Consider the following 24,707-nt stretch of genomic DNA (forward strand, 5'->3'; position numbering starts at 1 on the left):
GGGAGCGGCTTCGGCCGCTCCCTTTTTTTGCGCGCAGAGAACTGGAGACCGGGGAGGCGCTGCCTCCCCGGACCCCTCCGGCAGGGGGATGATCCCCCTGCACCCCCAACAGTTTCACGCAGACGGTCGTGTGAGGCGGCGTTTCGGGAGCCTAAAAGGAAAGAACTCGATTGGAGCGGCTCAAGCCGCTCCAATCGAGTTCTTTCCACGTGTCTTACAGTCAGCGAACCTCGTCGCCGCACAAAGCCGCGAAGCTATTGCCGGGGTCCGGGGGGAGGCTCTCCCCCCGGCGGGGTCAGGGGCGGAGCCCCTGTTCTTCCCTCCCGCTATTTCTGTCGCTCGTCCGGGCGGAGCCGCTAAGGTTGTAAAGTACCAGTGCCCAGAGCGTTCGGCCGCGCGACTGGACGCGGCGGCCCTGGAACAAAGAGGGCAGGGGAGGGGGCTCAGTCGTCGCCGGGTGCGTCGTCCTGCGAGGCTTCGCCGGAGAGCAGGGGCAGGGCGATGTAGAATGTCGTGCCGACTCCGGGTTCGCTCTCCACGCTGATGGTGCCCTGGTGGAGCAGCACGATGCGCTTGACGATGGTCAGCCCCAGGCCGGTGCCTTGCGCGGCGCGGGTGCTGGAGGTGTCGCCCTGATGGAAGGCGTCGAACACGCGGGGGAGTTCCTGTTCGGTCATGCCGGAGCCCGTGTCCGATACCTCGAAGAGCACCTTGTTCTCCGTGCGGCTCACGCCGAGCGTGATGACGCCGGCGCTGGAGAACTTCACGGCGTTGTCCACCACGTTGAGCAGCGCCTGTTTCAGGCGCAGGGGATCGGCCAAAACCTCCACCTCTTCAGTGTAGGTCTCCAGCCGCAAACCCTTCTCGATCACGCGGGGCCGTGCCGCGTCGGCCACCTCGTCGATGAGGTCGGCGGCCTGCACGGGCGTGAGCCGTAGGTGGGCCTGCCCGGCCTCCATGTCGGAGATGTCCAGGAGGTCGTTGATCATGTGCTGGAGGCGGTTGGCGCTGTCCTCGATGTCCTGAGCGATGAGCGCGGCCTCGGCGGGCTCGGGCATGTTCTGGTGGTCGGTAAGCAGGGAGATGTTGCCGAGGATGATGGTCAGGGGCGTGCGCAGTTCGTGCGAGACGATGTTCAGGAAGTCGCTCTTGATGCGGTTTGCTTCCTCGGCGGCCTGGCGGGCCTCGGCCTGGGCCTTCTCCGCCATGCGCCGGGCGGTGATGTCGCGGGCGATGGAGGCCGCGCCGATGACGTTGCCGTCGGCGTCGCGGATGGGCGAGATGCTCAGGGAGACGATGAGCCGTTGCCCGGCCTTGTTCTGGCGCAGACTCTCTATGCGCGTGAAGCTCACCCCGTGGCTGATGCGCTCGGTGTTTTCGCGCAACTCGCCCTGTTTCTCGGGGGGGACGATGAGGTCGGCAAGGTTGCGGCCCACGGTTTCAGAGGCCGTGTATCCGTAGAGCTCTTCGGCGCCCTTGTTCCAATATGTCACGATGCCGTCCAGGGTGTGGCCGGTGACGGCGTCGCCGGTGGAGTCAACAATGGAAGCCAACTGCTGGACGCGGCGGAAGGTCTCCTTCTCGCGGGTGAGGTCGTGCAGGATGCCGACGAAGAATGTCTCGGATTCGGCCAGCCCTTCGCCCACGGAGAGATAGGCGGGGAAGACGCTGCCGTCCTTGCGGCGGGCCCGGACCTCGCGGCCGACGCCGATGATGTGGGGCTCGCGGGTGGCGATGTAGCGGCCCACATAGCCGTCGTGCCGGGCCGCATAGGGTTCGGGCATGAGCATGTTCACGTTGCGGCCGATGACCTCCTCGGGAGCGTAGCCGAAGAGCAGCTGCGCGGCGCGGGAGAAGGCCTTGATGAGCCGGTCCGCCCCGATGATGATCACGGCGTCCACGGCGGCGTCGAGAATTGCCTGGTAGCGGGATGCGTCCCCTGGCGTGCAGTTGGTGGAAGCGTTCACAAGGTGAATATGTCCAGAAACACGGTGCATGGCAAGAAGCAAGGGGTGCGGGAACAAGAACCCCCTTGATTTGGCGGTGGTGTCGTGGTAGGTCAAGAGGGCAATACATCCGGCCATTGAAGTGGCGATGCGCTTCACCTGATTTATCATAATTTCATCACGTTACAGCATTTGTAACAAATTTCACTTTCGGCTTGACGCGCCTGCGGCGTCTCGTTACAAACCTCACAAGCCGCCAATCAGGCGGATAAAGATCGGAGGTTTACGGCGGATCGAAGAAGCCTTCGCGGAGGCTCCCTCCCCCTGCTCAGGGAGGGCGCAAGGCAGCCGCGAAGCGATCCAAGGCCGCCGTCCCCGTCGAGTCCGGCACCGTCGCCCGCAAGGCGGTTTCACCGCTACCGGGCGGTTTTTACACCTGTAAAAGCCGGGCAGGCGTAAAGCGTATTTTGGAATTGGCTGAACAGAGATTTAACCATCAACCAGCGTGGAGGACGTGGTATGCCTACCTTTGTCGATCCGAGCAAATGTGACGGGTGCAAGGGCGGCGAGAAGACCGCCTGCATGTACATTTGCCCCAACGACCTGATGATCCTCGATCCGGCCGAAATGAAGGCTTACAACCAGGAGCCCGAAGCCTGCTGGGAGTGCTACTCCTGCGTGAAGATCTGCCCCCAGGGCGCCATCGAGGCCAGGCCCTACGCTGACTTCGCCCCCATGGGCGGCGTCTGCATCCCCATGCGTTCGGCCGACTCCATCATGTGGACCGTGAAGTTCCGCAACGGCAACGCCAAGCGCTTCAAGTTCCCCATCCGCACCACCCCCGAAGGTTCGATCAAGCCTTACGAGGGCAAGCCCGAACCCGGCAGCCTGGAAGACGAGCTGCTGTTCACCGAGACTTGGGAACTCGCCAAGCCTCAGGTGGCTTTGGCTGAGAAGGCCCCCATCACCGAGGCCGACTCGTCCCAGTGCTGGCTGGACGGCTTCTGCAAATAAGCGGAACCTGACGCGCAACCCCTAAGAATATAAGGAGCACATCAATGCCCCGTATTCCCATGAAAGAGGACGCGAAAGGCGTCGCTCTGGCCGAGCCGGAAATCATTGAAAAGTACGTCGACATGCTGCTGGTCGGCGGCGGCATGGGCACCTGCGGCACCGCTTATGAGGCCTGCCGCTGGATTGACAAGGTTGGCGGCGGCCTCTCCCTGATGCTGCTGGACAAGGCCTCCCTCGAGCGCTCCGGCGCCGTGGCCCAGGGCCTTTCCGCCATCAACACCTACCTGGGCAAGAACAACGCCGACGACTACGTCCGCATGGTCCGCACCGACCTGATGGGCATCGTCCGCGAAGACCTGATCTTCGACCTGGGCCGCCACGTCGACGACTCCGTCCACCTGTTCGAAGAGTGGGGCCTGCCCTGCTGGACCAAGGACGAGCACGGCCACAACCTTGACGGCGCCCAGTCCAAGGCCGCCGGCAAGTCCCTGCGCACCGGCGCCGACCCCGTCCGCTCCGGCCGCTGGCAGATCATGATCAACGGTGAGTCCTACAAGTGCATCGTGGCCGAGGCTGCCAAGAACGCCCTGGGCCAGGATCGCTACATGGAGCGCATCTTCATCGTGAAGCTGCTCAACGACGCCAAAGAGCCTAACCGCATCGCCGGCGCCGTTGGCTTCTCCACCCGCGAGAACAAGGTCTACATCTTCACCTGCAACGCCATGGTCGTCGCCTGCGGCGGCGCGGTGAACGTGTACAAGCCCCGCTCCACTGGTGAGGGCATGGGCCGCGCCTGGTACCCGGTTTGGAACGCTGGTTCCACCTACACCATGTGCGCTCAGGCCGGCGCCGAAATGACCATGATGGAAAACCGCTTCGTCCCCGCCCGCTTCAAGGACGGTTACGGACCGGTCGGCGCTTGGTTCCTGCTCTTCAAGGCCAAAGCCACCAACTCCAAGGGTGAAGACTACTGCGCCACCAACCGTGGCATGCTGAAGCCCTACGAGGATCGCGGTTACGCCAAGGGTCACATCATCCCGACCTGCCTGCGTAACCACATGATGCTGGCCGAAATGCGCGCCGGCCGCGGCCCCATCTACATGGACACCGCTGGCGCCCTGCAGGCCACCTTCGCCACCCTGACCCCCGAGCAGCAGAAGCACCTCGAGAGCGAAGCCTGGGAAGACTTCCTCGACATGTGCGTCGGCCAGGCCAACCTGTGGGCCGCCATGAACATCGAGCCTGAGAAGTCCGGCTCCGAGATCATGCCCACCGAGCCTTACCTGCTCGGCTCCCACTCCGGCTGCTGCGGCATCTGGGCCTCCGGTCCCGACGAGCCCTGGGTTCCCGAGGAGTACAAGGTCCGCGCCGACAACGGCAAGGTCTACAACCGTATGACCACCGTGAACGGCCTCTGGACCTGCGCTGACGGCGTTGGCGCCTCCGGTCACAAGTTCTCCTCCGGCTCCCACGCTGAAGGCCGCATCGTCGGCAAGCAGATGGTCCGTTGGTGCGTTGACCACAAGGACTTCAAGCCCACCATCGCTGAGAAAGCTGCTGACCTGAAGCAGGAAATCTACCAGCCCTGGTACACCTTCGAAGAGAACAAGGGCATCTCCACCGACCCCATCGTGAACCCCAAGTTCATCTCCCCGAAGAACTTCATGATGCGTCTGGTGAAGTGCTCCGACGAGTACGGCGGCGGTGTCGGCACCCTGTACACCACCTCCGCTTCCCTGCTGGGCACCGGCTTCAAGCTGCTGGCCATGCTGGAAGAAGACTCCAAGAAGCTGGCCGCCCGCGACCTGCACGAACTGATGCGCTGCTGGGAGCAGTTCCACCGCCTGTGGACCGTTCGCATGCACATGCAGCACATCGCCTTCCGTGAAGAGTCCCGCTACCCCGGCTTCTACTACCGCGGCGACTTCCCCGGCCTGGACGACAGCAAGTGGAAGTGCTTCGTCAACTCGAAGTACGACCCTGCCACCAAGGAGACCAAGGTCTTCAAGCGTCCTTACTTCAAGATCATCCCCGACGCCTAAGTCGGATCAAACGCGGCCGCGGGCTCACGCCCGCGGCCGTTTTTCACGCCGGAAGCCGGCCGTTTGTTCCAAACGGTCTGATCCGGGGCGCGCCGGGGCGAGGCGTCCCGGATCAGGCCGTTTGACCGTCAAAGGTCAAATCCGAGCAGGGAGGTGTCAATGTCTGGCAACGCGATTCTGGTGGTCGGCGGGGGATTCAGCGGCATCACCGCTGCCCTGGAGGCCGCCGAAATGGGTTACGAGGTCATCCTCGTCGAGAAAAATCCCTATCTTGGGGGCCGGGTGGCGCAGCTCAACCAATATTTCCCCAAGCTTTGCCCCCCGTCCTGCGGGCTGGAAATCCAGTTCCAGCGCATCCGCAACAACCCCAACGTGAAGGTGCTGACCATGGCCACCGTCACCAAGGTTTCCGGCCAGGCCGGCAACTTCGACGTGACCGTGTCCATCAAGCCCCGTTACGTCAACGAGAAGTGCACGTGCTGCAACGCCTGCACCGAAGCCGCTGAAACCCAGGTCCCCTGCGAATTCGATTTCGGCATGGGCATGCGCAAGGTGGCCTACCGGCCCAACATCTTCGCCTTCCCCCAGCGCTACGCCTTCGACAAGGCCAAGTGCTCAGAGGCCGAGGCCAAGAAGATCGAGGCCAGCTGCAAGTACGGAGCCATCGACCTGGCAGACCAGGAGCGCACCCAGACCTTCAAGGTCGGCGCCGTGGTCCAGGCCACGGGCTGGAAGCCCTACGACGTCTCCAAGCTGGAGAATCTGGGCGCGGGCAAGCTCTCCAACGTCATCACCAACATGCAGATGGAGCGCCTCTGCGCGCCCAACGGCCCCACCGGCGGCCTGCTGCTTCGCCCCTCCGACAAGACCGCGCCCAAGCGCGTGGCCTTTGTCCAGTGCGCTGGCTCCCGCGATGAGAACCACCTGAACTTCTGCTCCTACATCTGCTGCATGGCCAGCCTGAAGCAGGTCACCTACGTGCGCGAGCGCGTGCCCGGCGCCGAAGTGACCGTCTTCTACATCGACCTGCGCACCCCCGGCCGCTACCAGAAGTTCCTCGAGAAGGTCTCCGCCGATCCCAAGCTCTCCCTGGTGAAGGGCAAGGTCGCCGATCTGACCCAGGAGGCTTCGGGCAAGGTGCTGGCCACGGTCGAGAACGTGGAGACCGGCATCAAGAACGTTGAAGAGTTCGACCTGGTGGTTCTTGCCACCGGCATGCAGCCTTCCGTCGCGGGTGAGGCCGTGGCCGTCAACGCCCCCCGGGACGAGGAAGGGTTCTTTATCGGCTCGCCCGACTCCGGCGTCATCGCCACGGGTTGCGCCAAGGTGCCCTTGGACGTCATGCGCTCGGCCCAGTCTGCCACCGGCGCGGCGCTCAAGGCCATTCAAACGGTTGCGGGGAGGTAACGATTCATGGCCGAGAAAATAGGCGTTTACGTCTGCGGCGGCTGCGGCCTGGGCGAAGCCGTCGATCTGGACGCAGTGTGCACTGCGGTGAAGAACAAGTACCAGCCGCAGTGTCCGGTCATCAAAGCCGTCCCCGTGCTGTGCTCCTCCGAGAGTAAGGCCGCCATCGACGCGGACATCGCCGAGGCCGGGCTGGACGCCGTGTGCCTGTGTGCGTGTTCCCCCCGCGCCAAGTGGGACGTGTTCACCTTCGGCGACAAGATCCAGGTCGAACGCGTCAATCTGCGCGAGCAGGGCGTCTGGTGCTTCAACAAGGAGATCGGCGCGCTGGAGAAGGCCAAGGGCTTCGACGACCTGCAGATCATCTGCAACGAATACTCGATGATGGGCGTGGTCAAGCTGATCAAATCCAACATCCCCAACCCGGAAGTGCCCGAGACCTGCAAGACCATCATGGTCCTGGGCGGCGGCTGGACCGGCCTCAACGCCGCCAACGCCGCGGCCTCCCTGGGCTATGACGTGGTGCTGGTGGAGCAGGCCTCGGCTCTGGGCGGCAAGGTCGCCAACTTCTACAAGACCTTCCCCCTGAGCTACCCCTACACCGAGGCCCATGAAACCGGCCTGGACAAGCTCATCACGCAGGTCACCACCAACCAGAAGGTCTCGGTCCTCACCGGAACCACGCTGGAGAAGCTCTCCGGCGCGCCCGGCCTGTACAAGGCCGAGCTGTCCGGCGGGCAGAACCTGGACATCGGCGCCGTCGTCCTGGCCACCGGCTGGGTGCCCGGCGACACCAAGTACCTGGCTCCCATGGGTTACGGCGAGATCAAGAACGTGATCACCACCGCCGAGCTCGAGAAGATGGCCAAGGACGGCCCCATCGTGCGCCCGTCCGACGGCAAGGCTCCCAAGAGCGTGGCCTTCCTGCTGAACACGGCGCTGTGCAGCGTCGACTCCTGCCCGGCCGACGTGGCCCTGGAGTGCGAGAAGGAAGAGCAGGCCCCCGTGAACCCGCCCGCCGAAGGCGAAGAGGCTCCGGCCGAGGCTCCCTTCTGCGACCTGGAGTCGCAGAGGCACCTGGCCCTGTCCTCCGAGCTGTCCTCGCTGGTGGCGCTCAAGCAGGCCAACTACGTCGTCGAGAAGGATCCCGAGGCCGCGGCCTACATCTTCTACGACCACATGATGGTTCCCGGCATCAACGAGCGCTACTACAAGGCCGCCCAGGACATCCCGGGCATCATGCTCTCCAAGGCGCAGATCAAGTCCATCAAGGCCGGCGCCAACGGGTCCGTGATCATCTCCATGACCGACACCCTGCTGGGCGAGGCCATCGAGATCGAGGCCGACATGGCGGTGCTGCCCACCTCCCTGGTGCCCACCACCGCGCACAGCCCGGTCATCAACCTGGAATACCGCCAGGGCCTGGCCTTCCCGGACCTGGGCCTCTTCGAGGGCTACGCGGACTCCAACTACATCTGCTTCCCCTACGAGACACGCCGCACCGGCATCTACGCCGCCGGCGCGGTGCGCCAGCCCATGGGCCTGGCTTTGGCCTCCGAGGACGCCATGGGCGCCGCGCTCAAGGCCATCCAGTGCGTGTCCAGCGCCAACCGCGGCGTGGCCGTGCATCCCCGCTCGGGCGACCGCAGCTTCCCGGTGTTCAACTTCGTGCGCTGCACCCAGTGCAAGCGCTGCACCGAGGAATGCCCCTTCGGCGCCCTCGATGACGACCCGAAGGGCACCCCGATGCCCAACCCGTCGCGCTGCCGCCGCTGCGGCACCTGCATGGGCGCCTGCCCCGAGCGCGTCATCAGCTTCGACAACTACAACATCGACATGATCGGCACCATGATCCGTGAGATGCAGGTGCCGGCCAAGATGGATCAGGGCGGCCCCCGCGTGCTGATCCTGGCCTGCGAGAACGACGCCTACCCGGCGCTCGACATGGCGGCCATGCGCGGCAAGCCCTGGAGCCCCTACGTGCGCGTCATTCCGGTGCGCTGCCTCGGCTCGGTCAACGCCATCTGGGTGGCCGACGCCATGTCCAAGGGCATCGACGGCGTGCTGCTGCTGGGCTGCAAGTACGGCGACGACTACCAGTGCCACTTCGTCAAGGGCTCCGAGCTGTGCAACCGCCGCAAGGAAAACATCTCCGAGTCGCTCAAGCGCCTCGGCGTTGAGCCCGAGCGCGTCGACCAGTTCCAGGTGGCCATCGACGAGTACGACGTCGTGCCCTCCATGATCGACAAGTTCATGGACATGATCGTCAAAATGGGTCCCAACCCGTTCAAAGGCTATTAGGAGGCCCTGCTTATGTCTTCTCCGGTCCGGATCCAACCCGACCCGAGCTTCGTCAGGGAGCTTCAGGCAGCTGGTGGCGAGAACGTCAAGAAGTGCTACCAGTGCGCCACCTGCTCCGTGGCCTGTCCGCTGTCCCCGGCTGAGAACCCCTATCCCCGCAAGGAGATGGTCTGGGCTCAGTGGGGCCTCAAAGACAAGCTCATGAACGACATCGACGTGTGGCTGTGCCACAACTGCGGCACCTGCTCCGACTTGTGCCCGCGTGGCGCCAAACCCGCCGACACCCTGGCGGCCATCCGCAACATGACCTACCGCAAGCTGGTGGGCCCCGCGAAGATCGGCGAGTGGATGAGCTCCTCCAAGGGGCTGCCCTACCTGGCCGGCATTCCGGCGGTGCTCTGGCTGTTCATCTGGCTCTTGACCACCGGCCTGTCCATCCCCGCCGGTGAGATCAAGTTCGCCAAGGTGTTCCCCGGCGACTTCACCATCGACCCGCTCTTCGGCGCGGTGGCGGTGTTCGTGGCCTGGAGCTTCTACAAGGGCGTGACCAACATGTGGAAGAGCTTCGCGTCGCTGCCGACCACCTTCGAGGTGGGCGCGCACTGCGAGAAGCCCACCCTGGTGCAGGCCATCATCGATGTCCTGCGCGACGACCTCTACACCCACCGCCAGTTCAACGAGTGCGGCGCGGACAACACCGAGCGCTCCAAGGGCCACTGGGCCCTGCTGGCCGCCTTCGTGGCCCTGGGCATCGTCACCTCCATCGTGGCGGTTTCACACTGGGGCTCCAAGGTCCCCGGCTTCGGCTGGCTGCACGTCCTGGGCGACACGCCCATGGCGCTCTACAGCCCGGTGAAGCTGCTGGCCATCGTGGGCACCGTGCTCGGCTTCTACGGGTTGACCATGCTCACCCGCCGCCGCCTGAACCTGGACGCCCAGAAGCAGGGCTCCTCGTTCTACGACTGGTATCTGCTCGGCGTCATCTGGGCGGTGTTCGTCACCGGCCTTGGTTCCATGGTTCTGCGTCTGGCGGGCGTGGCCGGCTTGGCCTACCCCATGTACTACCTGCACCTGGTCGCGGTCTTCATGATGATCGCGTACCTGCCCTGGTCCAAGCTGGGGCACCTGGTGTATCGCACGACGGCTCTGGTGTATGCCCGCATGAGCGGCCGCAAGCCCCTCACCCGCGTTGAAGACAAAATTTTCGAGATCTAAGAGGAGGAACTCCCATGGCTGAGACGAAAGTTTTCCCGATGAACACCTTCATTTCTTACCTGAAGGGCATGGACAAGGAAGGCCAGAAGAAGAGCGTTGTGGAGATGGTGGGCTACATGGCCGACACCGTCATCGACGAGGAGTTGGCTCCTTTCGCCAAGGCTATCGCCAAGGCCTGGATCTATGAGCAGCACCCCGAAGTGATCTCCATGAGCGCCAACCAGCTGGCCTCCTCCGGCAAGAACGTCTCCGTGCCCAAGCTGCCCGCCGAGACCATGAACGAGATCAACGATCTCTTCGCCAAGCTCGCCGAGTACAAGACCACCGCGGCCACCAAGGCCGAGGAACTGGCCGCCGTGAAGGCCGACCTGGCCGCCAAGACCGCCATGCTCGCCGATGTCGAAGCCAAGCTGAAGGTGGCCGAGGCCTCCGTGAAGCGCTTCGAGGAGTCCTCCAAGCAGGAGAGCGAGAAGCTGATCGTGGCCCCCCTGGCCAAGGTCAACGAGTACATCGGCAAGGTGGACGAGCTGCTGAAGATGATCGAAGACGTGAAGAAGCACGGCGTTGTGACCGTGTCCGGTGGCGGCGCTCCCGCCGCTGGCGGCGGTGCCGCTGCCGAGCCCGAGCCGGTCGTGGACTTCGGCGTGGAAGACAGCTTCACCAAGTCCGACTGGTAGAATATCAGGCGCGAGCCTGTGACCGCAAAGGCCGCCCGGCAACGGGCGGCCTTTTTGTTTGACGCATAGTGCTATGCAATAATAAGCAAAAAGTACGCACAATGCTTGTGCGCAAGGTCAGGCATTGGACCTTTTGAGGGGGGAGCAGTTCCGACACGGGCAGCTGAATCAGGCCTGTCTAACGGGGCTAACGGAGATGGCCTCCTCCCCGTCTGTATCTTTCAACTTGCTGGAACTTCGGGAGGGAAGATGGTTGAAGAGAACAGGGATCTGACGGAGGTGAAACGCATACCCCCGGATGAGTTTCAGAAAGAAACGATGCCGCTTTCTGTTCGGTTCGTATACGAAATGGGGCTCGTGTTCATATCGTTGATTGTTGCAGGCATGATAGTTGCTTTTATGGTGGCGACAAATCAAAGAAGTTAATGAACCACGCATGGTATACTGCAGGAAGATCCGAAGGAGGTGATTGTGGATTGGCGAACAAAAGATATGATGCGAGTTCTCTTCTTGGTTGGCTTGCACCTTATGGTGTATTTAGGGTATATTCGCCCCTGTCTCCGTTTTTCGAGGCTATTTGGAATGAACTGGTAATAATATGAAGAAAATTGATCGATTTGAATGGGTGTTTTACGCAGTATTCTTTTTGGTTTATTATCTCGTCGTAGCATTACTTCGCTTTAAATGCGGAGGGGGTTCCTGAAGAGCTGGGAGTGCAATATTGCAAACGTGCAAGTTGTAGTTTTAATATGTACAGTATGCACGAGGTCGCGATGGTTAAAACAATTTTCATTGTATTAAATATTATTATTGTTGTTACTATGTTAACGCTACTTTTGTCAGGGAAGGCTAGGCTTGTGTTTGGCTAATAAGCGTCATCAGCAGCGTATTAAATGTATGATAAATACTTGGTGTCGTTGCGTGCGCCTGGCTTAACAGTGAATTAATGACTTTCCTTTGCAATCTTCTAAATTAAAGTCGTGGCCGGAACATGTCAACCACGACTTTATTTTACCTCCCGTGGAATTCGTTCCAATAGTCGCTGTCGTTCCAATTCTCATCGACAGGCACTGTCGCGTGACTGCCAACCCATCTTTCCAGCGATGGAGTAACATACTCCAAAGCTGCTCAGCCCCAGCCGCTACGGGTGGACCTGCCAGCGGGTTTATTGACCCTGCAAACAGGCCTGATACTCCAACCCCTGCGGCCTTTATACTCGCGACAGACTGCTTTGCTTCCTCTTCAGTTGGCAGCCTGTATTTAGGGTTCATGTAGGATTCGCCGGTTACAGGGATTGTATTGAATTGACCTTCCCTAACCAAAATATCCTGCCTCTTCGGAGAGTCCTTGGCGTCGATGAATGCTTCTGCAACTCGTTCTGCGTATGGCACTGTCTACTCATTCTGTTACGGGGTAAGGCGAATTCCACGGTTTGTGATACACCACCTCGCCATGGCACATCCCACAATTCCGAGCACGAATGATAAGGTGTCAATCGGAGCTGCGGATCAGCCTGTTTTGTTGTTTAGCAACAACCTGTTCAGATAAGCGGCGCATTTCGTAGTACAATTTTATGGCGTCATGCGGGCTACGCTCTGGGACTTGCTGCATGGCATGCTTGGCGAAGGGCGCCAGTCTCCCGGCGTAGAACTCCATCACCTCGCGAGTGAGAGCATACAACGGATCAATCACCGCCAGCCGCTCGAACAACCGTTCCACGCGCTGCCTTGTCCGAAACTTCCTCGCGTCCTCAAAGTCGGCCTTGTGGCGTTTATGGTGGTGATCGTTCAGGTCGCGGAGAACGTACCAGCGCAACTGGGCCTCAGGGTTGGCCGGGGCGAGGCCGCGGTCGTTGGGGACAAAGGTGTCATTCCAGTGGTCCTGGAAAATGGCCATGGCCTCTGGGTCGCCAAGCAAGGCGTTGTGGATCTGCCTGAAGCTGGGCATGGGGCCATGGGCGCTCGCTGTTGCGGCATGGCTGTACTGGGGCTGCCGCTGATAGGCTGTGCCTGCGGGGTTGGGGTCGTCGGGGTGCGTGCCGTCGGGCAGTCCGCAGGCGGCGTTGAGCCTGCGCCAATAGGCGGCGAGGTTGTCGCGAAGTTCCTTCTCATTTCTCATGATGATGTGTCCTTGTTTGTTGTTTCCCGGTACGCCGGGAATGGAGACACATCATATTCAAGAATGTGCCGCTGTCTCCCCACATAGGGCTCTATGGGAAGAAAGTTTCGAGTCCCTGAAATTATCACATCGGCAAAGCCTACCTCCACGGACTGGATGCAAACGGAAAACAAATCATGTGTGGACAGCACTTTGCAACAGTGCTTAAAGAAAACACAATTTCCGGCGAAGGAGGGGGGATGGCTGGTTACGACTTCGACCTGGGGATCATCGGGGGCGGGGCCGCTGGGCTGACGGCCGCGGCGGGCGGGGCGCGTCTGGGCGCAAAGACCCTGCTCATCGAACGCGAGCCGCACCTTGGGGGGGATTGCCTGCACTACGGCTGCGTGCCGTCCAAGACGCTCATTGCGTCAGCCAAAGTCTACCATTCCATGCGCAACGCCCAGCAGTGGGGCCTGCCCGCCTGCGACCCCGGCCCTGTGGACTTCACCCGCGTGGCCGAGCGTATCCGCAGCGTCATCGCGCGCATCCAGCGTCACGACTCCCCGCAGCGCTTCTGCCAGTTGGGGGCAAAGGTGGTGTTCGGCGCGCCTGAGTTCATCGACGAGCACAGCCTGCGCGTGAACGGCGAGACCTTCTCGGCTGAGAAGTGGCTGGTGGCCACAGGCTCCTCGCCAGCCGTGCCCAACATCCCGGGGCTCAAGGACGTCTCCTACCTCACCAACCGCGACCTGTGGGCCCTGGACGAACTGCCAGATTCCCTGATCATCCTGGGGGGCGGGGCCGTGGCCGTGGAGATGGCTCAGGCCTTCCAGCGCCTGGGCTCCAGCGTGACCATCCTGCAGCGCTCCCGACAGCTGCTCTCCAACGAGGATACCGACATAGCGGGCATGGTGGCGGCCAAGCTGCGCCAGGAGGGCGTCTCCGTGCGCCTGAACGCCCATGTGACCACGGTGGGCGAGGCCTTCGGGCAGAAGGAGGTCTGGTTCGCGGACGACACGGGCATGCAACGCCTGGTGCGCGCCAAGGCCCTGCTGGTGGCCATGGGCCGCGCGCCAAACGTCACTGGCCTGGGCCTGCACAACGCCGGGGTGGCCTACACCGAGAAGGGCGTGCCCACGGACAGACGGCTGCGCACCAGCTCCACCGACATCTACGCCGCCGGCGACGTGCTGGGCAAATGGCAGTTCACCCACGCCGCTGGCTACGAAGCGGGCGTGGCCCTGACAAACGCTGTCGCGCGCCTGCCGCGCAAGGCCAACTACCAGTTCATGCCCGTCGCCACCTACTGCGACCCGGAGTTGGCGGGCGTGGGCATGACCTACCGCCAGGCCCGCGCCGCCGACCTTGACGTGACCACCCACGTGCAGCCCTTCGCCGAGAACGACCGCGCCCTGGCCGAGAACACCCCGGACGGCATGATCAAGATGGTGGTGGATTCACAGGGGCAGGTGCTCGGCGTGCGCATCCTGGGGCCGCGCGCGGGGGACCTGATCGGCGAGTGGGTCACGGTGCTCTCGGGCGGGGTGCGCCTCTCCAAGCTGGCTCAGTCCGTGCATCCCTATCCCACCCTGGGGGAGATCAACAGGCGCGCAGCAGGGGAGTATCTCGCCCCCAAGGTGTTCGAGGGCGTGGCCCCCAAGCTGCTCAAGGTCATCTTCGGGCTCAAGGGCAGGGCCTGCGAACTCCCCGGGAGCCAGGAAGCCGCCAAAAGCTAGCTTTCCCCTTCCTCCTGAGCCTGGGCCCTGCGCCGGGCGAACTCATCCTTGAGGCGGGCGATGGTGCGCTCGTAGCCTCCCAGCTCGTGCGGCTTCGTGCAGCCGCTGCAGTCCTTGACGCCCTTGGCCATGCGCCAGTCCCCGCCGCAGTCCTCCAGGAAGTAGAGTGGGCAGAAGCAGAACAGGCAGTTGAAGCACGCCGGGTCCGCGCCCTTGTGGCAGGGGAAGTAGGCGCACTCCGTGTTGCTGAAGAACGCGTGGGAGGCTTGGCACGCCGGTTGCTTGCTCATGGCGCAGACTCTCATTCAAGGGGTTAACGTCATGGCCTTGACGCCGCAGAACATTGCCGCCGCGGTGGCGGCCCGCCCGGAGAACCTTCGCGGGCCTTCGTCCCGGCTCACCGACGGCAAGGGGGCCTTCAAGACCATGCTCACCAGCCAGTTCGGGGCCAGCAAGTCCATCCTGGGCGACAAGCTCAAGGACCCCATGAGCCCTCTGGCGGACGACAGGAACAACTTCGCCAACATGCTCTCCAACCAGGTGGCCGCCGCCGGACCCAAGGCGGCCGGTTCGCCCCCTCTGGCGGCCCCGGCCGCTCCGTCCATGCACAGAACAGCAATCGGGCAAGGCGTCAAGCAGGCGCCCCAGGCTCCGGCCCCGGCTCCAGCCCAGGCCTCCGGCAAAGCCCCTGCCCAGGCTCCGGCCCAGGCGGCCCCCTCCCAGCAGCCCAGAGAGGTCAAGGTGGCCATCGAGCGCCAGGAGGTCCGCACCCCCATCAACCCCAACGCGCGCCACCCCGACGACGTGGGGCACCTGCCCGGAGCTGGCGGCAAGGGGCCGCTGCCTAAGGGCTTCACCCGGGAGGAGGAGGACCTGCTCCAGGCCGCCGCCGCCGCGGAGTCCAAATTTCTGGCGGCCAAGCGCCGGGCCTCGAGCGCCAAGGCCGACGACGGCCAGGGCAAGGCGGACAAGATGGGCATCCTCTCGGCCATGTACGAGTCGCGCGGGGCCATCGACGCCATCGGGTACGACGGCCGGGGCGGCACATCCTACGGCAAGTACCAGATCGCCTCGGGCGTGGGCACCATGGACCGCTTCCTCAACTACCTGGAGAACAAGGCCCCGGATCTGGCCTCGCGCCTGGACACCTCCGGCCCGGCCAACACCGGCGGCAGGCAGGGCGGCATGACCGGCGAGTGGAAGCGCATCGCCTCCGAGCAGCCCAAACGCTTCGAGACCCTGCAGCACGAATTCATCCGCGACACGCACTACGTGCCCGCGCTCAAGTCCATCACCATGTCCACCGGGCAGGATATGTCCACCCGCTCCCAGGCCGTGCGCGAAGTGCTCTGGAGCACCGCCGTGCAGCACGGGCCCAACGGGGCGTCCGAAATCTTCTCCCAGGCGCTGGACAAGCTGGAGGCGAACAAGCAACTGGCCAGCGACAAGGCCCTCATCGAGGAGGTCTACGCCCAGCGCATGGTCCAGTTCGCCGGGCGGGGCAAGCTGCGGGTGGCCGTTTCCACGCGCCTGGCCGACGAAAAAGAGTCGGCCCTCTCCATGCTCGGCGGGGCCAAGCTGGGCTGAACGGCCCTGGTCCGCCTCCCTCCACTCAACTCAAGGGCGCGCTTGCCAGAAGCGGCCGGCTGTGGCTATCTGGAGCCATACAGGTCGATTGGGAGGACTGCGTGGTTTCAATGATTCGTGTGATGGTCGCGGCCCTGGCCCTGCTGGTGGCGATGCCCTGCCTGGCTGCCAACCCGCAGAAGCCGTTGAGCAAAGGCTTCGGCTCCGTGAACTGGGGGGAGGACATCTCCAAGAAGCAGGGGTTCATGAAGCTGCGCACCGACGAGGGCGTGGACTACTACATTTTCCTGCGCGAGCAGACCAAAGCCTCGGGATTCGGCCGCCCCACGGTGTTCTATGGGCAATCCGGCGGCAGGCTCTACGCTGTGCATCTGCGCCTCACCGACGGCTCCGGGTTCGACGCCCTGCGGCTCGAGCTGGAGGACATCTACGGCAAGGGCAAGGTGTCGGGCAAATCGGTGCGCTGGAGGGTCGGGCCCGTGCGGGTGAAGCTCTCCCCGGACCAGGGGGGCACCATGAAGCTCTCCTTCTACAACCCCACCGCCGCCAGCATCACCGCCGCCCAGCGCGAGGCCGAGCCCTCCGGGGACGAACTGGCCAAGCTGCTGCCCGAGGACTACCTGCCCATCAAGGGACCGAACCTGGGCGCGCCCATCAAGCAGCCCGACGACACGGGCATCGACCTGCTGCCCTACCTGCGCCAGGGCCGCAAGCTGCTCAAGGTCAAGACTAATTAGCGGCTTGGCCTGGGGGCGGGCGAGTATTCGGCGTTTTCTTGGGGAGGCGCTGCCTCCCCAAACCCCACCGGCAGGGCATGATGCCCCTGCACCCCCGATAGCTTCGCGTCCCTGGGCGTGATTGTTGTGAACCTTGGGAAATTATAAAATCCGGGAAGGCTCCGCCTTCCCGGATTTTTATTGCGGGGTCCAGGGGGATCATCCCCCTGGCGGGGTGCGGGGCGGAGTCCCGCGATGACCGGCGCCATCATTCCAGCCGGTCCATAAAAAGCTCCGTGACTTTCGTCCCGGAGCCCTCACAACTCGTCCAATCGGGGCAGGCGGGCTCAGGCCGACTTGACCACCCCGAGCCTGCCCAGAATCTCGCCCACCTTGCCCTGCACGTTCTGGGTGGCTTTGGCCACCAGCGCCAAGTTCACCAGGACCACGGCCTCGGCCTTGAAGTGCATGGCCGTCCAGAGCGCGGTCAGGGCCTGGGCCAGCTCCGGCTCCACGTTGGAGAGCCGGATGGCCTCGGCAAGCTCCTGCCCGGTCTTAGCCTTGAACAGCAGCCACTTCTGGCTGGCGGGGTCGTCCTCAAAAAAAAGCTTCTGGCGGATGCGGTTGAAGCCCTGGGCGGCCAGGGCCTCCACGCCCTGGCGCGGGGCGCGGCGCTGGCGCAGGCACCGGACCTGGACCTTGCCAGCGTCCTCGGCGACTCTGGCGCTCAAGAGGGCGCACAGCGAGTGCTCGATCATCAGGGAGAAGGCCGCAGCCAGGGAGGCGGGGGCGAATGTCCCGGCCACGTGCAGGATGGACTCGCGCTCCCGGGGGGTGAATTCGCCGAGGGCTTTGTGCAGGTCCTCCCGGGCGATGCCCAGGGAGAAGGCCGCGCCCACGGCCAGGGCCGTGGCCTGGTCGCGCAGGAAGGCCTTGCGCGCGGCCAGCTTCTGGGCCTTGCGCGTGGGGGTCTCCGGTTCGTCGTCCTGCGGTTCGGGCTCCTCGTCCTCTGCAGCCTCGTAGGGCTTGTTGTCCACGAGAACGTCCAGGTAGCGCTGGGCCACGGGGTCCACGGAGGCCACCAGGGCCAGGAGTTCGAAATCCTGCCTGGGGGGCTTGCCGGGGAGCAGCGGCGTGGCGGAACCGGCGAAGAACGCGGCCAGGGCCTGGGCAGCGCGCTGGGCCTCGGCGTCTTCGCGGGCCGACTCGAAGGCCTGCTGCAGGCGCGTCTTGTCGATCTGCTTGTCGGTGCCGGGCATCTCGTCCAGGAAAGCGTCCAGCGGGTAGCGCACCGCTATGAAGCCGCCCTCCCTGGCGATGCGGAAGGCGTCCTTCTCCAGCAGGACCTCGTAGGTCTTCCTGACGAACCCGGTGACGAAGCGCTCCAGCAGGGCCTTCCAGTAGCGGTCGTCGGAGAAGCCCGCGTGGGTCAGCTCCTCGATGTCGGCCAGGGCCGACTCCCCGAAACGCTCCAGGATGACGTCGTTGAAATCGTCGCGGACCGCGCCAGAGAGCAGGATGTAGCCCTGCATGCACTTGAGCAGCAGGGTCTCCAGGTTGGCCAGCTGGTGCAGCAGGCCGTCGACCTGATCCTTGGCGTTGACGCGGGAGGCAACCTCGTACTGGTTGAGCGTGGTCAGGAACTGGCCCATCCACTCGCGGTAGACGGCATGGGCGGGCAACAGCTCGCAACGGGTGGTGATGGCGCTCACCAGATTGTTCTGGTCGCCCTCCAGAGAGGGGAATTCGCTGAGCCGCTCGCGGTTGGCCAGGAGTACGGCCAGGAGCACCTCGCGCTCCACCGCCTCGCGCCTGGAGGAGATCTCCTTGAGGCGGCGCAGGGTGGCCAGGCAGCTGTCCAGGCGGGTAGTGAGTGCGGCGATGCTCATGGCGTTCTCTCCCGGGTGGCAAAGACGCTGCGAATATTACAGGAGATCGTGTGAAAAAAAAAGACTAACCTGTAGGCTTGCGGGCCTGGTTCGCCGGGCGCGTGGCTCCGAGCAGGGCGGCGGCCAGGGCCAGGGCGGCCGCGCAGGCCAGGGAGGCGTCGAATCCGGCGACGAAGGCGGCTGTCTCAGACTGCCCGGCAGCCAGCGCCCGGGTGTGGAAGGCCTCGTACACGGCCGTGGCCAGCGCTATGCCGCTGACCATGCCCAGGTTGCGCACCAGGGCCATGACGGACCCGGCCACGCCGCTCTTCTCCCGGGGGGCGCTGCCCAGCACGGCGTTGTTGTTGGGCGAGAGGAACAGCCCCATGCCCACGCCCAGGACGGCCTGGCCCGCCACGCAGCGCAGCAGGCCGGAGTCCGGCTCCAGCAGGGTGTGGGAATAGAGCCCGGCCGCCGTGAGGGCCATGCCCAGGCCCGTGAGCAGGGCGTGGCTCGTCTTCTCGGAGAGCAGCCCGCTCACCGGGGCCACGAAGGTCATGGCCAGGGGCATGGCGGCCATGATCAGCCCCGCCTTCTGGGAGCTGAAGCCGCACACGCGCACCAGGAAGAAGGGCAGCATCACGGCGTTGGTCAGCATGGCCATGAAAGCCAACAGGGAGGCGATGTTGCCCACCAGCAGCGCCCGGATGCGGAAGAGCGCGAGGTCCACCAGGGGGTGCTCCACGCGGGCCTGGCGGCGCAGGAACAGCCAGATCCCCAGCGCGGCGGTCCCGGCGCAGGCCAACGTGCCGGGCGAGGCCCAGCCCCAGCGTCCGCCGTGGGTGATGGCCACCAGCAGGAAGACCACGCCCACTGCGTAGAAGACGGCCCCCAGGTAATCGAAGCTCTGGGCCGCCGGGCGCCTGTCGTCGGGCAGCACCCGGGAGGAGAGGACCATGCCCAGGATGCCCACGGGCACGGTGACGTAGAAGATGGAGGGCCAGCCGAACGCGCCCACGAGGAGCCCGCCCAGGGACGGCCCCGCCAGCGAGCCCAGGGAGACCACCATGCCGATCATGCCCAGGGCGCGCCCGCGCTCCGGGCCGGGGAAGCTCTGCACCACGATGGCCGGGCCGTTGGCCATGAGCATGGCCGCGCCCACGCCCTGCAGCGCCCGGCCGCCGATGAGCCACCAGATGCCCGGGGCCAGGCCGCACACCGCGGAGGCCAGGGTGAACAGGAAGAAACCGGCGCCGTAGAGCGAACGCCTGCCGCGCATGTCCCCCAGGCGGCCGAACGCGGGCAGCAGGCAGGCGATGACCAGCAGGTACACGGTGATGACCCACTGGGCGAAGGGCAGCTCCGCCCCGAAGCCGTGCGCGATGGTGGGCAGGCCCACGTTGACGATGCCGCCGTCCAGGGTGGCCATGAAGGTGCCCGTGGCCGAGACCGCGAGACAGGCCCAGGGGCGGGCGGCGAATATGTTTTTTTCTTCGGGAATGTGGGACATGGCGTAACCGTTTGGACCCGGGAGCACTACTCCTTTTGACAGCCCCTTGCAATGGCGTTAAAAATTGTGGTTATCACGCTAAGAATCCGCGGTATTCCCCGCCCGCGGGAAAGGATATCATGAAGAGTCGTTCCGGCCTGCGGGCCTTGTGGCTGGTGGTCCTGTGCTCCCTGGTGCTTGCGGGCTGCTCCGAAGACGAGAAGAAGCGCAGCCAAGCCCGGCCTCCGGCGCCCGTCTCCGTGGCGGTGGCCGAGTCGGGCACGGTGCCGGTGCGCATCACCGCCGTGGGCAACGTGGAGCCGGTGCGCAGCGTGGCCGTGCGCACCCAGGTGGGCGGCCAGATCTTGGAGCAGCGCGTGCGCGACGGCCAGGAGGTCGCGGCGGGCGAGGTGCTCTTCGTGCTGGACGGCAGGCCCTTCAAGGCCGCGCTGCTCCAGGCCCAGGGCAAGCTGGAGCGCGACCAGGCCCTGCTCAAGCGCGCCGAGGACGACCTGGCCCGCTACACCGGCCTCAAGCAGAAGGACGTGGTCAGCCAGCAGCAGTTCGACCAGGCCCAGTCCGACGCCAAGAGCCTGCGCGGTTCCATCAAGCTCTCCGAGGCCGAAATCGAGCAGGCCAAGCTCCAACTGGAGTATTCGGTCATCAAGGCCCCGTTCGCCGGTCGCGTGGGCACGGTGCAGGTCAACATGGGCAACGTCATCAAGGCCAACGACGACCGCAGCCTGCTCACCCTGGTGCAGATTCAGCCCATCTACGTCAGCTTCTCCGTTCCCGAGCAGTATCTCTCCGAGGTGGCCACCCGCATGGGCAAGACCCCGCTCGAAGTGACCGCGACCCTGGCCGGCGACGACGCCAACCCGGAGCGCGGCGTGCTGGCCTCGGTGGACAACGCCGTGGACCGCACCACGGGCACCATCAGGCTCAAGGGCCTGTTCCAGAACGAATCCAAGCGGCTCTGGCCCGGCCAGTTCGCCAAGGTGGCGCTCAACCTGTCCAACCGCGAGGGTGTGGTCAGCGTGCCGTCGCCCGCGGTGCAGCAGGGCCTGCAGGGCAGCTTCGTCTACGTGGTGACGCCGCAGAACAAGGCCGAGTTCCGCCTGGTGGAGACCGGCGGGAGCATCGAGGGCCGCACCATCGTCAGCAAGGGCCTCTCCGGCGGGGAGACCGTGGTAACGGACGGGCATGTGCGCCTGGCCCCGGGCTCCACGGTGGAGGTCAAGAATCCGTCGCCGGACGGAAAGGCTCCGGACGGAAAGGCTCCGGACGCCAAGGCCAAGGGCGGCGCCCAGGGCGGGGCCCTGGGTGCAGAAGGAAAGGCCCAATGAGCCTCTCCTCCGGTTTCATCCGCCGCCCGGTCATGACCACGCTGGTCATGGCCGCCATGCTCATCTTCGGCGTCATGGGCTACCTGAACCTGCCCGTCTCCGACCTGCCCAACGTGGACTTCCCCACCATCCAGGTCACGGCCAGCTTCCCCGGGGCCTCCCCCGAAACCATGGCCGCATCGGTGGCCACCCCGTTGGAGAAGCAGTTCTCCACCATCGCGGGGCTCGACTCCATGAGCTCCAGCTCAACCCTGGGCATCACCAAGATAACCCTGCAGTTCGACCTGAACCGCAACATCGACGCCGCCGCGCAGGACGTCAACTCCGCCATCGCCCTGGCCGTCAAGGACACCCCGTCGGAGATGACCACGCCGCCCACCTACCGCAAGGTGAACCCGGCGGACCAGCCCGTGCTCTACCTGGCCATCACCTCGCCCACCATGCGCCTCTCGGACCTCAACGAATACGCCGAGACGCTCCTGGCCCAGCGCATCTCCATGGTGTCGGGCGTCTCCCAGGTTGTGGTCTACGGCTCCCAGAAGTACGCGGTGCGCATCCAGCTGGACCCCGACGCCCTGGCCAGCCGCGAGATCGGCGTGGACGAGGTGGCCGAGGCCGTGCGCAAGGCCAACGCCAACCTGCCCACGGGCACCATTTCAGGCCCCAGCAGGGAGTTCACCGTGCAGGCCTCGGGGCAGCTCCTGCGCGCGGAGTTCTACGGGCCCATCATCGTGGCCTACCGCAACGGCTCCCCCGTGCGCTTGAACGAGATCGGGCGCGCCATGGACTCCGTGGAGAACGACCGCCGCCGCAACTTCTACAACGGCGAGCCCGGCTTCGTGCTGGCCGTCATGCGCCAGCCCGGCACCAACACCGTGGCCGTGGTGGACGCCGTGAAGAAGCTGCTGCCCGGCTTCAAGGTGCAGCTGCCCGAAGCCGTGAACATGGAGATCATGATCGACCGCTCCGTCTCCATCAAGGACTCGGTGGAGGACGTCAAATTCACCCTGCTGCTCACCGTGGGCCTGGTTGTGGCGGTGATCTTCCTGTTCCTGCGCAACGTCTCGGCCACGCTGATCCCCTCGCTGGCCCTGCCGCTCTCGCTCATGGGCACCTTCGCGCTCATGTACCAGTTCGGGTTCAGCCTGAACAACATCTCGCTCATGGCGCTCACGCTCTCGGTGGGCTTCGTGGTGGACGACGCCATCGTCATGCTGGAGAACGTGGTGCGCCACATGGAGATGGGCAAGCCGCCGCTCCAGGCCGCCTACGACGGCGCCAAGGAGGTGAGCTTCACCATCCTCTCCATGACCATCTCGCTCACGGCGGTGTTCATCCCCGTGCTCTTCATGGGCGGCGTGGTGGGCAGGCTCTTCAAAGAGTTCGCGGTCACCATCTGCGTGGCCATCCTGTTCTCGGGCTTTGTCTCCCTGTCGCTGACGCCCATGCTCTGCTCCAAGTGGCTCAAGCCCCACCACGAAAGGAAGCCCGGGCGGATTTCCGCCGCCATCGAGGCCGCGTTCGAGGGCCTGCTGCGCCTCTACGACCGCACCCTGACCTGGGTCATCGCGCACCGCAGGCTGACCATGGCATTCTCGCTCTCCCTGCTGGTGGTCACGGGCTGGCTGTTCTCGGCCATCCCCAAGGGCTTCCTGCCCAGCGAGGACATCGGCCAGATCATGATGATGACCGAGGCCGAGCAGGGCATCAGCTTCACGGCCATGCTGGAGAAGCAGAAACGGATCATGGACATCGTGGGGCGCGACGAGAACATCGAGGGATTCATGTCCGTGGTGGGCGCGGGCGGCCCGGTGGCCACGCTCAACTCCGGGCGCATGTTCATCAAGCTCAAACCCCGCCACGAGCGCCCGCTCTCAGCCGACCAGATCATCCAGAAGCTCAGGCCCCAGCTGTCCAAGGTGCCCGGGATCATGGCCTTCTTGCAGAACCCGCCCTCCATCCGCCTGGGCGGAAACTTCACCAAGGGCCTCTACCAGTACACCCTGCAGAACCCCGACACGCAGGACCTGTTCAAGTACGCCGCAGAACTGGAGGAGAAGCTCAAGGAAGTCGGCATGCTCCAGGACGTCAACTCCGACCTGCAGCTCAAGAACCCCCAGATCCTCCTGGAGATCGACCGCGACAAGACCTCGGCCCTGGGCATAAGCGTGCAGCAGATCGAGGACGCGCTCTACACGTCCTACGGCACGCGGCAGATCTCCACCATCTACGCGCCCAACAGCTCCTACCAGGTCATCATGGAGGTTCTGCCCGGGTTCCAGAGCGACCCCTCGCTCATGTCCCGGCTGTATGTGCGCTCCCCGGTGAACATGAAGCTCGTGCCCCTGGACGTGCTGGTGAAGCGCAAACTGGGCGTGGGCCCGCTCTCGGTGAACCACTCCGGCCAGCTGCCCTCGGTGACCATCTCCTTCAACCTGGCCCCGGGCGTTTCGCTCTCGCAGGCGGTGGAGGAGGTGGGCAAGGTCTCGCGCCGGGTGCTGCCCGCGTCCTTCACCACCAAGTTCGAGGGCACGGCCCAGGCCTTCCAGTCCTCCATGACCGGGCTTTCGGTGCTGGTGATCCTCTCCATCGTGGTCATCTACATCGTGCTGGGCATCCTCTACGAGTCCTTCATCCACCCGCTGACCATCCTCTCGGGCCTGCCCTCGGCGGGCGTGGGCGCGCTGGCCACGCTGATGGCCTTCGGCATGAACCTGGACATCTACGGATTCGTGGGCATCATCATGCTCATAGGCATCGTGAAGAAGAACGCCATCATGATGATCGACTTCGCCCTGGAGGCCCAGCGCGAGCAGAACCTGAACCCGGCCCAGGCCATCTACCAGGGCTGCCTGGTGCGCTTCAGGCCCATCATGATGACCACCATGGCAGCGCTCATGGGCACGCTGCCCATCGCCCTGGGCTTCGGCGCGGGCGCGGAGGCGCGCAGGCCGTTGGGCCTGGCCGTGGTGGGCGGGCTCATGGTTTCGCAGCTGCTCACGCTCTATTTCACGCCGGTCTATTACATCTACCTGGACCGCTTCCAGGCCTGGCTGTCCAGGGGCGGGCGCAAGGAAAGCGGCGCGGCGGGTCAGGCCGCGGAGCAGCACTAAGCGGGGGGAGAGCGTTCGTCCGGGCTCCGGCGCAGGCCTTCACCGCACCGGGCTGTCCGCTGTATTTGAAGAACATCCGCCGGCCCGGTGCGGTGAAGGCCTGCGCCGGAGCCTACGCGGGTCATCCCGTTTGAGGGGCGTGGGGTCTGG

The 24,707-nt window shown here is 64.5% G+C and carries 16 protein-coding genes; 11 read left to right on the forward strand and 5 right to left on the reverse strand.

Translation table 11 applies throughout. The annotated features are described in order from the left end of the window. Nucleotides 1-443: 443 nt before the first annotated feature. Entirely contained in the window at nt 444-1,967 is a 1,524-nt protein-coding gene (locus MLE18_RS14880; protein ID WP_243439592.1) for a PAS domain-containing sensor histidine kinase, read from the reverse strand. A 498-nt stretch (nt 1,968-2,465) separates the two neighbouring features. Between MLE18_RS14880 and aprB the strand changes: the two genes are divergently transcribed. The 6 genes from aprB (at nt 2,466) to MLE18_RS14910 (ending at nt 10,602) form a co-directional block, all read left to right on the forward strand. Further along, nucleotides 2,466-2,960 carry an adenylyl-sulfate reductase subunit beta gene (gene aprB / locus MLE18_RS14885; RefSeq protein WP_243439593.1) on the forward strand — a complete coding sequence of 165 codons (495 nt, stop codon included), beginning with the start codon at nt 2,466-2,468 and terminating at the stop codon, nt 2,958-2,960. A 44-nt stretch (nt 2,961-3,004) separates the two neighbouring features. After that, nucleotides 3,005-5,002, forward strand: coding sequence for an adenylyl-sulfate reductase subunit alpha (gene aprA / locus MLE18_RS14890; protein ID WP_243439594.1), 1,998 nt, complete (start codon nt 3,005-3,007; stop codon nt 5,000-5,002). Between the two features lie 159 nt (nt 5,003-5,161). Continuing rightward, nucleotides 5,162-6,409, forward strand: coding sequence for a CoB--CoM heterodisulfide reductase iron-sulfur subunit A family protein (locus MLE18_RS14895; RefSeq protein WP_243439595.1), 1,248 nt, complete (start codon nt 5,162-5,164; stop codon nt 6,407-6,409). Between the two features lie 6 nt (nt 6,410-6,415). Then, nucleotides 6,416-8,710 carry a hydrogenase iron-sulfur subunit gene (locus MLE18_RS14900; protein WP_243439596.1) on the forward strand — a complete coding sequence of 765 codons (2,295 nt, stop codon included), beginning with the start codon at nt 6,416-6,418 and terminating at the stop codon, nt 8,708-8,710. Between the two features lie 12 nt (nt 8,711-8,722). Further along, the gene (gene qmoC / locus MLE18_RS14905; RefSeq protein WP_243439597.1) at nt 8,723-9,925 is read left to right on the forward strand and encodes a quinone-interacting membrane-bound oxidoreductase complex subunit QmoC; all 1,203 of its coding nucleotides are present in this window, start codon (nt 8,723-8,725) and stop codon (nt 9,923-9,925) included. 14 nt (nt 9,926-9,939) lie between these two features. Beyond that, nucleotides 9,940-10,602: a hypothetical protein gene (locus MLE18_RS14910; RefSeq protein ID WP_243439598.1), complete on the forward strand. Its 663-nt coding sequence runs from the start codon at nt 9,940-9,942 to the stop codon at nt 10,600-10,602. 1,491 nt (nt 10,603-12,093) lie between these two features. On the opposite strand, the gene MLE18_RS14915 is transcribed toward MLE18_RS14910, so the two are convergent. Further along, entirely contained in the window at nt 12,094-12,720 is a 627-nt protein-coding gene (locus tag MLE18_RS14915; protein WP_243439599.1) for a hypothetical protein, read from the reverse strand. Nucleotides 12,721-12,959: 239 nt separating this feature from the next. Here MLE18_RS14915 and MLE18_RS14920 point away from each other — a divergent pair, with 239 nt between their 5' ends. After that, the gene (locus MLE18_RS14920) at nt 12,960-14,438 is read left to right on the forward strand and encodes a dihydrolipoyl dehydrogenase family protein (RefSeq protein ID WP_243439600.1); all 1,479 of its coding nucleotides are present in this window, start codon (nt 12,960-12,962) and stop codon (nt 14,436-14,438) included. Here the strand turns inward: MLE18_RS14920 and MLE18_RS14925 are convergent. After that, a complete protein-coding gene (locus MLE18_RS14925; protein ID WP_243439601.1) occupies nt 14,435-14,728 on the reverse strand; it encodes a cysteine-rich small domain-containing protein in 294 nt (97 codons plus the stop codon). The two genes, MLE18_RS14920 and MLE18_RS14925, sit on opposite strands and share 4 nt — an antisense overlap. Before the next feature lie 31 nt (nt 14,729-14,759). Here MLE18_RS14925 and MLE18_RS14930 point away from each other — a divergent pair, with 31 nt between their 5' ends. Continuing rightward, nucleotides 14,760-16,025: a VgrG-related protein gene (locus tag MLE18_RS14930; RefSeq protein WP_243439602.1), complete on the forward strand. Its 1,266-nt coding sequence runs from the start codon at nt 14,760-14,762 to the stop codon at nt 16,023-16,025. 101 nt (nt 16,026-16,126) lie between these two features. Further along, complete coding sequence (locus MLE18_RS14935) at nt 16,127-16,762, forward strand: hypothetical protein (RefSeq protein WP_243439603.1); 636 nt, start codon at nt 16,127-16,129, stop codon at nt 16,760-16,762. Between the two features lie 326 nt (nt 16,763-17,088). Here MLE18_RS14935 and MLE18_RS14940 read toward each other — a convergent pair whose 3' ends face one another. Then, nucleotides 17,089-18,630, reverse strand: coding sequence for a hypothetical protein (locus MLE18_RS14940; RefSeq protein ID WP_243439604.1), 1,542 nt, complete (start codon nt 18,628-18,630; stop codon nt 17,089-17,091). Nucleotides 18,631-18,694: 64 nt separating this feature from the next. Further along, a complete protein-coding gene (locus MLE18_RS14945) occupies nt 18,695-20,119 on the reverse strand; it encodes a DHA2 family efflux MFS transporter permease subunit (protein WP_243439605.1) in 1,425 nt (474 codons plus the stop codon). Between the two features lie 119 nt (nt 20,120-20,238). Between MLE18_RS14945 and MLE18_RS14950 the strand changes: the two genes are divergently transcribed. Then, entirely contained in the window at nt 20,239-21,444 is a 1,206-nt protein-coding gene (locus MLE18_RS14950) for an efflux RND transporter periplasmic adaptor subunit (protein WP_243439606.1), read from the forward strand. Further along, on the forward strand, nt 21,441-24,557 hold the full coding sequence (locus MLE18_RS14955) for an efflux RND transporter permease subunit (protein WP_243439607.1): 3,117 nt from the start codon (nt 21,441-21,443) through the stop codon (nt 24,555-24,557). Before MLE18_RS14950 ends, MLE18_RS14955 begins: the two co-directional genes overlap by 4 nt. The last annotated feature ends 150 nt before the right edge of the window (nt 24,558-24,707 follow it).

The sequence above is a fragment of the Fundidesulfovibrio soli genome (assembly GCF_022808695.1).
Lineage (GTDB): Bacteria > Desulfobacterota > Desulfovibrionia > Desulfovibrionales > Desulfovibrionaceae > Fundidesulfovibrio > Fundidesulfovibrio soli.

What these genes read in the sequence shown, in the direction of transcription:
- MLE18_RS14945 (WP_243439605.1), bottom strand. Translation starts at nt 20,119, where the DNA reads ATGTCCCACATTCCCGAAGAAAAAAACATATTCGCCGCCCGCCCCTGG.
- MLE18_RS14925 (WP_243439601.1), bottom strand. Translation starts at nt 14,728, where the DNA reads ATGAGCAAGCAACCGGCGTGCCAAGCCTCCCACGCGTTCTTCAGCAAC.
- MLE18_RS14895 (WP_243439595.1), top strand. Translation starts at nt 5,162, where the DNA reads ATGTCTGGCAACGCGATTCTGGTGGTCGGCGGGGGATTCAGCGGCATC.
- MLE18_RS14910 (WP_243439598.1), top strand. Translation starts at nt 9,940, where the DNA reads ATGGCTGAGACGAAAGTTTTCCCGATGAACACCTTCATTTCTTACCTG.
- MLE18_RS14900 (WP_243439596.1), top strand. Translation starts at nt 6,416, where the DNA reads ATGGCCGAGAAAATAGGCGTTTACGTCTGCGGCGGCTGCGGCCTGGGC.
- MLE18_RS14920 (WP_243439600.1), top strand. Translation starts at nt 12,960, where the DNA reads ATGGCTGGTTACGACTTCGACCTGGGGATCATCGGGGGCGGGGCCGCT.
- MLE18_RS14955 (WP_243439607.1), top strand. Translation starts at nt 21,441, where the DNA reads ATGAGCCTCTCCTCCGGTTTCATCCGCCGCCCGGTCATGACCACGCTG.
- aprA (WP_243439594.1), top strand. Translation starts at nt 3,005, where the DNA reads ATGCCCCGTATTCCCATGAAAGAGGACGCGAAAGGCGTCGCTCTGGCC.
- MLE18_RS14930 (WP_243439602.1), top strand. Translation starts at nt 14,760, where the DNA reads ATGGCCTTGACGCCGCAGAACATTGCCGCCGCGGTGGCGGCCCGCCCG.
- MLE18_RS14915 (WP_243439599.1), bottom strand. Translation starts at nt 12,720, where the DNA reads ATGAGAAATGAGAAGGAACTTCGCGACAACCTCGCCGCCTATTGGCGC.
- MLE18_RS14940 (WP_243439604.1), bottom strand. Translation starts at nt 18,630, where the DNA reads ATGAGCATCGCCGCACTCACTACCCGCCTGGACAGCTGCCTGGCCACC.
- MLE18_RS14950 (WP_243439606.1), top strand. Translation starts at nt 20,239, where the DNA reads ATGAAGAGTCGTTCCGGCCTGCGGGCCTTGTGGCTGGTGGTCCTGTGC.
- qmoC (WP_243439597.1), top strand. Translation starts at nt 8,723, where the DNA reads ATGTCTTCTCCGGTCCGGATCCAACCCGACCCGAGCTTCGTCAGGGAG.
- aprB (WP_243439593.1), top strand. Translation starts at nt 2,466, where the DNA reads ATGCCTACCTTTGTCGATCCGAGCAAATGTGACGGGTGCAAGGGCGGC.